Origin of the sequence: Argonema antarcticum A004/B2, assembly GCF_023333585.1 — a bacterium.
GTDB lineage: Bacteria > Cyanobacteriota > Cyanobacteriia > Cyanobacteriales > Aerosakkonemataceae > Argonema > Argonema antarcticum.
Genome location: NZ_JAIQZN010000080.1, coordinates 21,466 through 32,686, shown reverse-complemented (window position 1 = coordinate 32,686; position 11,221 = coordinate 21,466). Strand labels below are relative to the sequence as shown.

Annotated in this window: 6 protein-coding genes; 1 reads left to right on the top strand and 5 read right to left on the bottom strand. The window is 41.3% G+C overall.

The annotated features are described in order from the left end of the window. From LAY57_RS26590 to LAY57_RS26575, 4 genes are all read right to left on the bottom strand, one after another. A partial coding sequence (locus tag LAY57_RS26590; RefSeq protein WP_249070190.1) for a two-partner secretion domain-containing protein occupies window positions 1–2,015 on the bottom strand: 2,015 nt, incomplete at its 3' end. A 338-nt stretch (window positions 2,016–2,353) separates the two neighbouring features. Continuing rightward, a complete protein-coding gene (locus LAY57_RS26585) occupies window positions 2,354–2,905 on the bottom strand; it encodes a transposase (protein ID WP_249070189.1) in 552 nt (183 codons plus the stop codon). Between the two features lie 2 nt (window positions 2,906–2,907). Further along, entirely contained in the window at window positions 2,908–3,300 is a 393-nt protein-coding gene (locus tag LAY57_RS26580; protein ID WP_249070188.1) for a helix-turn-helix domain-containing protein, read from the bottom strand. Between the two features lie 62 nt (window positions 3,301–3,362). After that, complete coding sequence (locus tag LAY57_RS26575) at window positions 3,363–3,944, bottom strand: Uma2 family endonuclease (protein ID WP_249070187.1); 582 nt, start codon at window positions 3,942–3,944, stop codon at window positions 3,363–3,365. 62 nt (window positions 3,945–4,006) lie between these two features. Between LAY57_RS26575 and LAY57_RS26570 the strand changes: the two genes are divergently transcribed. After that, window positions 4,007–4,192 (top strand): hypothetical protein, encoded by a 186-nt coding sequence (locus LAY57_RS26570; protein ID WP_249070185.1) that lies wholly within the window; start codon window positions 4,007–4,009, stop codon window positions 4,190–4,192. A 24-nt stretch (window positions 4,193–4,216) separates the two neighbouring features. On the opposite strand, the gene LAY57_RS26565 is transcribed toward LAY57_RS26570, so the two are convergent. Then, window positions 4,217–11,047, bottom strand: coding sequence for a S8 family serine peptidase (locus LAY57_RS26565; RefSeq protein ID WP_249070183.1), 6,831 nt, complete (start codon window positions 11,045–11,047; stop codon window positions 4,217–4,219). Window positions 11,048–11,221 lie beyond the last annotated feature (174 nt).

Below are 11,221 nucleotides of genomic sequence, written 5' to 3'. Positions count from 1 at the left end.
CCTTCTTCTGTACGTGGAATTTCACCGTCTGGTTTGATTCCTATTCCTCTCAATTGTACTGATTCAGAAGCATTTACTGTCACAGTTCCTCCTAATCCTTCGCCTATAGTAGAAGCTGCTGCTTGTGCGCCATTTTCGGCAATTAATCTTCTGGTATTAATAATTAAATTTCCACCTGCACCAGTTCCTCCAGTGATAGCAAACAACCCACTAGGAAAACCATCTGGCGATATTCCTATTAATTCCACAGATTCAGCTTCATTAGCAGTCGAAATCCCTTCTTCTTCGATACCACGAACAATCAAAGTTCCTCCCGCACCCACCCCGAAAGTAGAAGCTGTTATCTGTCCTCCATCTTGTACTATTAACTGCTTAGTTTCAATCGTTAGATTTGCTCCATTTCCGGTCGCTTCTTCCTGATTAACTTGAGTTGATATACCGCCATTTGTACTAACTTTTACTGAATCGGAAGCACGAATTAATAAATTTCCTGCATTCCCAGCAGAAAAAGTAGTATTGGATATTTCTGCTGCATCGCTGACAATCAATCGCCCTGTTTCTACTGTCAAATTACCACCTTGACCAAAACCTACGGCTAAAGAGAATAAGCCGCTAGGATAGGGAAGTTCAGCAAACGGGTCAATGGCAATCGTTCCTCCGGTTAATTCTACTGAATCTGAGGCGCGGATGGTGAGATTTCCACCTTGCCCATCGCTAAACGTAGTAGTTGCTATCTGTGCGCCATTTTTAACAGTTAATTGTCTAGTTTCTACGGTTAAATTCCCTCCGTTTCCAGTTGCATCTGGATTGACTAAAGAAAATAATCCGCTAGTCAATTGACCATCCGTTTCTATGCCAGTTAATTGCACCGCATCTCTAGCGCGAACGATAATATTTCCGGCATCTCCTGCCCCAAAAGTAGAAGCTGCTGCTTCTCCTCCTTGAATAATCAACTTACCAGTTTCTATTGTCAAATCGGCAGCTTTTCCTTCACCTTGAGCCTGACTTAGCAAGCTACTGCGAAACAGGCGATCGTCGGCTGTAGTACCAACCAATTCTACAGTATCGGAAGCTTTTACAGTTAGATTTTCTCCTCGTTCTTCTGCTTTGGTGATAGTTAGTATTGTTGAGCCATCATAAAGAGAAATATTCCGGCCTTGTACTTGAACTGTACCACCGTTTCCGCTAACATCTATGGCAGATGCACCTAATAACTGAATATCTCCATAATTATTAGCATTTTCGGCTTGGTCAATCGTTATTTTTCCATTGCTATCAACAATTGATAACTGACCGTTGACAACTGACCCAAGTTCAACTCTTCCCCCGTTTGCCGTTAAATTTCCACCTGTTAAGGTAACATCTCCGCCTATCAATGCTAAGGTATTACCTGGATTTACGGTTAAACCGATCGCGCTACCATTTCTAGTAACTTTTCCCGTTTCTGGATCTACACTAAAATTATGACCTGACCCTTGTACTGAAATTGCTCCCGGCGTACCTGTGAATTGCAACCCAACAGGTATATTTACTGTTAGTAGCGGTGGGACTTGGGGATTGGTGGCACTAAACTGAGCGCCATCTTTAAAAAGCAGAGTATTAGCTGTACTGGCTAAAAATGAACCTCCAATATTAAGGGAGGCATTAGGCCCAAAAATAATTCCATTCGGATTAATTAAAAATAAGTTAGCAACACCGTTAACTCTAATTAAACCATCTATGTTTGATGTTGAATTACCTGTTACGCGACTAAAAATATTTTGAATTGTTAGAGTATTGTTAAAGTATGCAGTCCCGTTAGTGGGGATAGAAAACTGCTCAAAGCTATGGAATAGGTTGCTGCCTACTTCAGTTCCACCTTCGATAGTAAAGGAGTTGTTAGAAAATGTGAGAGTTGAATTAACAGGTAGGGTATTATCTGGAACGATTTGCGCTGTTACCAGAGAAGGGAACCCGAAGATGTAAGTTAGGATACAGAAAATTTTACTTTTTTTCTTTTGGTTTCTCTCTGTCACGGTAAAGCGCCCGATAGTTGGTGTTTTAAGTTAAATTGCTTTGGCTGAGATAATATTACAAGATAATGGCTCTTATTTAAGGGTTAGTTCAAATTATTATTTTAACTTTAGTTACAAATTTTATATAGCCCTTGCAAAATTGAACAAAAGATGTTATTTAAGGCGATTGAGCAAAAAAGAGCGATATGCCTCCGCCACGCTGCGCGATCGCACTTAGAGATGGGGCGGAAGGTGCGATCGCTCTCATAAATGCGATCTACTGAGTCTTCAGGGTTAGGGAAGATCTAACCAAAATATTTGTAATTAGCAACTTGCGTTAGTTACAGCGCTTTGCGCTGTTATAAAGTACAGTAGCAGCAATGAGCAAACCAATTTCTTAAATGTTGAGGATTGATTAAATGGAGAGCAACAGCAATTATTTTATCAATCATGGACGTGGTAGTTGGAGCAAACATTCTCAAAAAAGATTTGAGTTGTGACCACCAGAGTTCAATGGGATTAAAATCTGGAGAGTAGGGAGATAAACAAATAATACTCGCGCCTACAGCGTGAATCATGGGTTCAATAGATGCTAGTTTATGGGCGGGTAAGTTATCCATAACTACTACCGCTCCCGGCCATAATTGAGGGCATAAAAACTTCTCAATAAATACGGCGAATGCTTGGCCATCCATTGAATCATTCATGGTCATTAAGGCCAGCACTTTGCTAATACTAATTGCGCCAATAGCTGTCACTTTAGCGGCTCGATAAAAAGGTTTTAGTTCAGTTAATCTTGTGCCGGGATAAGAGCGAGCATGAGTTCTGGTCAAACCTAGTAAAATGCCAGTTTCATCCAGAAATACGAGGTTTTCTGGCTCGATATCTTTGATTTTCTGCCAATATTCCACTCTTAAAATTTGAACTCTTTCTGTTGCCGCTTGGCTACTGTACCAAGTTTTTTTTTCCGATTTAACCCTAATTTTTGCAAATAGCGACATAAGGCCGACTGACTCACCCAATTTCCTGTTTTAACTGCAAATAATTCACATAACTCCGCTAAAGTAGCATCTGGATGCTCTGCTACTAATGCTTTGATTTCTGGTTCCGCAGAAGTCAGATAACTAAATTGTGGCTTTCCCGTCTGTTTGGGCTGTAAGTTTCCCTCTGTTCGTTGTTGGTTTACCAGTTTTTGGACTAAACTTTTACTGACAGCAAATCTGGTGGCCACTTTCCTGATTGACATCTTTTCTACCAAATGTGCTACCACTATTCTTTTGCGGAACTCAACTGAATATGCTTTCATTATCTTTGGCTACAAAATGATATCTTATTGTACCTCATAACAGCGCAAAGCGCTGTATTAGATTAAGCTTGAGCAATTGCCTGTTGAAACACTTTAAGAGCTTCAAGTTTAGAAGCCATCATCACACAACGAGTTAACAGGTTGATATCCAAATCTGGCAAAACTTCAGAACGCTCTATCCGCTCGTATCCTGATTCCCGCAAATGATACAGCCTGAATAAACCATCTTCCCAAAACCAAACTTCAGGAACACCTAAAACTTTATAGCGTTTCAATTTGCGATCGCTACCACTGGTAAAGATTACTTCTACAACCAAGTCAGGTTTAGTTGCGGTTGACCTACCAATAGCAAATGATTCGTCTGCTTGCGCTGAAACTTCCTCTTCCTTTTCTTGGGTAAAGCTGCCTAATGGGTTGAATTCAATGTTTTTGTTCAAAAAATACACAATTAGCAACCCTGTAATCATGCGGCTGATTGATTCGTGGTCAGGGGAAAGTGTCACAATTTCAATTTCTCCTTTGTAATAAGCGAGTCGGATTCCTCGTGAGTCGGCAAAGCTTTCCTGAAGTAACTTGAACTGTTGCCAACTCATTCCAAAATGAACTAGGCGTTGGTCTTTTGTTTTGTCTAGCGTTACTGTCATAACGAAATCTCCTTGCTCTTATCACAAGTTTACCTCATCTCACTCCTGAAGAGTCGCGGAAAATGCGATATGCCTACGGCACGCTGCGCGATCGCACCTCTGTTAGCCCAAATTTTCCCATCCATACGTCATTAAGGCGATCGCACCTAGAGATGGGGGGAGGTGCGATCGTTCTCATAAATGCGATCTACCGATCCTCCAGAGTTCCTGTGAATTTTCAGTCCATTAAAATGGACTTTCGCTATTAGCCTGGGGTTTGAACCCCAGGCGGGCTAACTATTCTTAGACACCCAGGCATCAGCATGTCCAGCATTAGTATTTCCTAAAGAACCAAAGGTATATCCTGTCATGTATATATTGCCCACCTGGTCAACAGCCACATCTTGCAGCCGATCCTCAGTTGCCGTCCCTAATAATCGAGTCCAGAGTTGGTTACCATTACTGTCGTATTGGGTAACAAAAGCATCAATACTGCCTGAGTTAATCTTGTTATCAAGAGAACCGCTGGTATTGCCTGCCATATAAACTTTACCAGCGTTATCTACTGTGACTCCCCAAGCGCGGTCATCACCCCTTGTACCCAACTGGTGCGTCCACAGTTTATTGCCATTACTATCGTATTTAGTTATGAAGGCATCTTGAGATCCAGCACTGGTGTTTCCATCGAGAGAACCTTCTGTAGTTCCTGAGATATAAGCATCGCCACCACTATCAACTGCAACAATTACATTACGCCCATATTCACCACCAATCCCATTTTTGTAAACGTAGCTGTCTGAAGCAGCAGTTCCTAACTGACGAGTCCAAAGTTTTGTACCGTTAGGATCGTATTTAGTTAAAAATACATCTGTACTACCAGCGCTAACATTACCATCCAGAGAGCCTTCTGTGACTCCAGCTACGTAAATATTGCCATTTGTGTCAGTAGCGACTGAGCGAGCCATATCTTGTCCTGTAGTTCCCCATTCTCGACTCCATAGTTCATTGCCGTTACTATCGTATTTGACAACAAAAGCTTCTGCATCGCGGCTTGAATCTATGAAGGAGTAGTCAGTCATTCCAGCAATATATATATTTCCCCCACTATCTGTAGTCACACCACTTGCCCAATCGTGAGCTTGTGTGTCAAAGAATTTGCTCCAGACTTTATTCCCGCTAGTATCCCACTTGATGAGCGTGACACCACCCAACACAGTACCAAGACCATCATCGTATCCCACTGTATAGACATTGCCTGTATTGTCAGCAGTGACACCGTTGTAGTAGTCATAGCCAGAAGAACCTAACTGACGAGTCCAAAGTTTGTTGCCATTGGCATCGTATTTGGTGATAAAAGGATCTGCCCAGCTGGTATTAATTCCACTAGCGTTAACGTTGCCATCTAGAGATCCAAATGTGATTCCAGCCATATAGACATTACCAGTGCTGTCAATAGCTGTACCGCGAGACATATCCCAGTCAGTTACAGTCCCTATCTGACGTATCCAGGGTTCAGTTGGAATATCATTATCTGCGATCGTCACTGCTCCACTTCCCTGTGTTCCTATATTGTACGCACTGCTAGCAGCTAAACTGATAACCGCATCCTCATTTCCTTCAAACAGCAAATCGTCAATCGGATCGATCTTAATTTTTACCGTAGACTGTCCTTCCGGGATAACAATATTGCCAAGCGCAGTATAATCTGAACCATTCTTAGCACTTCCCGGCAAAGAATAATTCACGGTCAGGGGATGTTTGTTATTACCAGTACGGGTAATCGTAAACTCACCCGGATCGCCATCTTCTGAAGCATTGGCATCAGTAGCACTCACTGTTACTATTGGTTTAGTTCCATAAATATTCAATTTCCAAGAATTCCACTTGCCCTCAACTTGGTTCCCCTCCCGATCGAAAACCTGCAATTTCCATTCTCCCTTAGAAGACTCGCTCCAGTGACGCGCAGAAGTAAAAGTCCAAATGTTAGATAAAGGCGTTAACCTGTTGGTAGTAGTTGCACTTGGGTTAGCGGGTATATAATCAGCTAAAATTGACTGCGTACCATCAGGAGAAATTAGCATTATTTGCAAGTCTTTCCAATCATTATGATTAGCATCAAATAACACCTCTACTTTTTCAATAGAAATATCGTCATTAATGCTAATTGTTGAATTTACACCCGTCTGTTCGTCTCCATCGGGAATATTTTCTAGCACGTTTTGGAGATTGGAACTAATCATTACTTCATCCCCTGCTGATATCCAATTCTTAGCTAAACGTACAGCAGCATCCGCATCTATTGCCCCAAAACCATACTTATGATTGATGTGATATCCCGCACCATTGGTAGTCCAATCTAAGTCAGTCGGATCGTTTTGCTTGGTAGTCCGTACTAGAATATGTTGCACGTCGCGCCAACTTAAATTTGGATTAGCTTCTAACATCAAAGCGATCGCACCAGAAACTAAAGGTGCAGCTGCGGAAGTACCGCCAAATCTATTAGTATAATCTCCGGTTGAGTAACCGTTATTACCCATTAAATCAGTTGTAGTAATACCAACTCCACTGCCGCTAGAGTAAGCAGAAACTAACAACGGTGCGCCCGGTTCGCTGTAGATTGTTTGTTCGCCTGTATGGTCGATCGCTGCTACTGCGATCGCATATCTAGAATTCGCCAACCCATTGTAATTAACATTACCGCCAGTCCACTCATCGTTACCAGCACCAAATACGTAATTATTACCCAATCCTCTTCTGCCAATATTAGTTCCTTCTTTCATTGCTGCCATAGTTAGCGCTGGCTTAACTAACCAATCTTGCAGCTTCCGACTGTTGTTATAAATGTCGATATCTTGGTTTTTATGAGTTAATGCCATCGCTATTTGTTCATCTGTTACCGCATCAGCAACTAACCGCAATCCAGCTAAAGAAGCTAACGGCGCTACTCCACTTCCGTTAATACTATTGTTACCGCTAGCAGCTGCTATCCCAGCCACAGCCGTTCCATGAGGATTATAAGTTTGTAAATCCAATGTCCAATTACTTAACAAACCAGCAGCTACCCAAGCTTTGTCGGTAATTCTTAAATTCCAAGTACCCCCAGCCCACTGATCGTTAAAATCACTTAAAGTTCCTAACGGTCTAAATTTGCCATTAAAAGGTGCTGTTCCCTGCAAAATTGATAAACTTGCTTGGTCATCGAAAATAGTATTGGTTAAATTAGCACCATTACCGATGAAATTATCAAACAATTTAACGGGGTTTTTACCGGAACCATTTCCTCCTTGTATTCTCCTAAACGATGAAGATGCCATCCCAATAGTAGGGTTAAATATTGGTTCGTTGGGACTATCCAGCGAAATCTCTAAATCGCTTAGTTTGGCGTGCGTCGCATTTAAACGCACGTTTACATCACTTAATACCCCAGTTAAAGGCACATCTAAATAAATATTAGTCTGCCCATAATCTCTGATTAATTTCGGTGTATTCTTCAAACTAATGGTTTTATTATAAGTTGGCGAAGGAGTGCTATTGTTTTCATTAAAATCCCAGCTTAAATCTCCTCGATACCTATCTTTCAAATCTGGGTTGTTAAAGTCTAACCCATCATCAACAATACCAATAACTACTCCCCTACCTTGAGCTAAATTCCAAGCGTTGCTGATATTAGCATCAGCACTTGGGTTCACTCCACTACGTAAATGCCACTGGTAACTATTAAGAAAATCGCGAAGTTTGGTATCGTTCGGATCGGGAACTGGGTAACTTGGGTTTAAAGTTCCTGGTTTTTGTACTAAAGGTTCGTCGTTTGGAGTCGATGATAAAGTTGTCGGTACGGGAACAAGCGGGTAAGATAATTCCAAACCAGGAAGTGAACTTAATCTTTGAATAACTTCTTCGGGAGGAATAGTATCGGGAAATTCCCAAATGTATGTATTTGGAATATATCCAGTAGCACCCTTATCTTGCGCTTCTACTGCTGTTGCTAACTCTGCTGAAGATTGACCCGGCGTTACCCAAACTACCCATTCGCGAGTTGCAGCTAATTGTTCGGGAGTATAGTTTTCCAGCTTAGCCGCATCTAGCATAGCTAATCTTTCTTCATCCGATAATCCCTTGATTCCCGCATCAGTGGTAATAGAGAAAGTTTGGATTGTTGGTTCGCTATAATCTCCCGATTTGTCAGTTGCGATCGCCCACAATTGGTAGCGTCCTGGTGCTAATTTACTCAAGTCGTAATTGAAATCAAATCTAGCGTTACCCTTGTTATCAGGAGTAAATTCAGAAACTTCGATCGCGTCAACTTGTTCGCCACCAATTGTACCCAACCAAAAATATACTCTATCTACGTCTCTAGCTCCATCTGGATCATAAACTTTCCCATCACTAAAGCTTAGTGTCTCACCATTAACGTAGAGAGGCAGAATGCTAAAATCTAAAGATCCAGGCGCTCTGTTAGGCTGTGGCGGTTTGTCTGCCTCTACGGTAAAGTTTTGAACTGCTTTATTACTTTCGGTATTCGCTTTATCGTAAGCGGATGCTTTAATCTGATAATTTCCCTCTGCTAGCTGATTAAAAGAAATGTTAAAAGTTCCCCAGCCATCTCCACTTTGACTATCATCCACAATACCGACTGTATAATTGCCCAAAAAATTGTTATCTTTATATAACTCTAAAGTTACCTCTTTTAGGTCGCCCTCTCCATTTTTATCGTATACTTTCGCGTTTGTGAAAGTGATTGCTTGACCTGTTGTATAGGATGGCAATAAATTCAATTGCAAGAATTCAGGTGGCGAATTGGGTACTGGCTCGGCGACAGGTTCGCTAATGACGGAAAAGCTTTGGCTTACTTTAGCAGAGTATTCCACTCCATCGAAAGCTTTCGCCTCTAAGCGATAATTCCCTTCTGGTAAATCGCTCCACAAATAGTTGAAAGTTCCCCAGCCGTCTCCACTTTGATTATCATCCGCGATCGCTACAGTATATTTGTTCAAAAAAACGTTATCTTTGTATAGCTCTAAATCTACTGATTTTAGGTCACTCTCACCATTTTTGTCGTATACTTTTCCATCCATAATGGTGATTGGCTGACCAATTTTGTAGGATGGCAATAAGTTAAACTGCAAGAATTCAGGTGGCGAATTGGGTACTGGCTCGGCGACAGGTTCGCTAATGACGGAAAAGCTTTGGCTTACTTTAGCAGAGTATTCCACTCCATCGAAAGCTTTCGCCTCTAAGCGATAATTCCCTTCTGATAAATCGCTCCACAAATAGTTGAAAGTTCCCCAGCCGTCTCCACTTTGATTATCATCCGCGATCGCTACAGTATATTTGTTCAAAAAAACGTTATCTTTGTATAGCTCTAAATCTACTGATTTCAGGTCGCTCTCACCATTTTTGTCGTATACTTTTCCACCCGTAATGCTGACTGGTTGACCGATCGTGTAAGATGGTAATAAGTTAAACTGCAATTGTTCGGGCGGCGAGTTGGGTGATGGTTCGACAGTTTTGCTGCGGATGGTAAAGTTCTTAATTACCTCATTACTGGAATCACCTGCTAGATCGTAAGCTACGCCTTTGATCTCGTAAGTGCCAGCCTCTTTTAATAAATTTGGTGATAAGGAGTAGGTGAAGTTTGCTAAATTATTATCTCCACTACCAGCCGTAAAACTGGTGACATCGGCAGTAATATCTTGCCAACTATTATTGCCTTTCTTTAAAAAGAAACCTACTTTAACTAAGTCATCCACCCCGTCAGCATCATACACTTTACCTCCAGTGATACTTACCGTTTCTCCGATATCGTAAGTATCTTGTGGAATAATAAATTGCAGTTCTTTCGGAGCGGCATTGACCCGAAACTCCTTAATTACCTCGTTGCTTTGTTGCCGCTCGTCGAATGCGATCGCCTTCAGTTCGTAACTACCCCCTACTAAATCTCTGAAAGAGTAATTGAAGCTTGTCCAGTCTTCATTCACTTTGAAAGCATCTTTAGTCGCATCTTTGATATCAACCCAGTCTACCTCTTCCTTTCTCTTTAACCAGAAATTTACTTTGGTCAAGTCTCGATTTTCGTCATAAACTTTAGCATCAGTAAGATCGATCGCTTCACCTGCTTTATAGAGTGTCTTGGTGGTGAATTGCAAAAACTGAGGAGGCGTATTGATGTAAGCAATTAAATCATCCACTACCTTAGTTTTGCGCCAATCTTTATCGGGAGCAATTACATCATCTAACTTAACTGCTTTTCCTGTAGCATCAGTTACTCGAAAAACTATATCGTTATAATCCTTATCCGAACCTTCATCAACTCTCTTATCCTCCATAACAAAAGTTTTGCCATCGCCGATTACATCCGCAATTTGACCGACGTGAAACGCCTCATTCGGGTTAGCTGTTACCAAAGAGAATAAAGGACGCTTTGCTCCACCTATATTGGGATTATTAAATACCTGTTGTGCGGTGCCATTGGGAACAAGCATAAAGCCAAAATTATCCCCAGGTTTCATGGCAAATGTCTTTATATTTTTGTATTCGCCATTGTTATAATTATCTCCCCAAGGAAAAGTGGGACTGAACTTGGCTCCTTCTGTAGCGTCTGCAATAACAACGTAACCTTCTGTTGAATTGGTCAGTGACCTTCTCGCAGCTTCTTTAATAAAAGCTTGCGAGCCTGGAGAAAATGCCTCCATTCCCGTCAAACTGAAAATGGCCAACTCGCTCTGATACCAACCGCCGTCAGTTAAGTAATCAACCCCTATTTGTCCCGTTTGTCCGACAGTAAAAAATCCCGATTCTACATTCAACTTAGTCAGGGGGTCAATGTTGAGAGCATAGTTGGTATCGCTATTTGTTTGGGAAAGCTCAAGAGAGTATTCCCCTGCTGACAAATTACCAATATTAATTCCTTCTAAGTTGGTGGGACTAACTGAGCCACTGTGCAGAGTTGCTCCATCGCTGTTTTTGAGTTGCCAGTCTACAATCGTACTGATACCCGTTAAGGATAACTTTAAATTTTGAGTATCTCCAAGTGTAAAGCTATACTTGTCAGATGGATAGGCAACTCCAAGGGCATCTGCTGTGTTGTAGGAGTTATTTAGTAACCCGATCTCAAAAGTGGACATCTGTTAGCACCCAAAACTCGATATTTGTATTAATTCTGACAGTAAAACTCTTGCTTAAATTCGCTTTTTTATTCCTAGAGTTAGCGCTAAATGAATATCAGCAAATAAAATATTGCATTTTTATCAATAAGACACAACCGTAATTATACGTAGGAAATAATAACTTTAAATAAA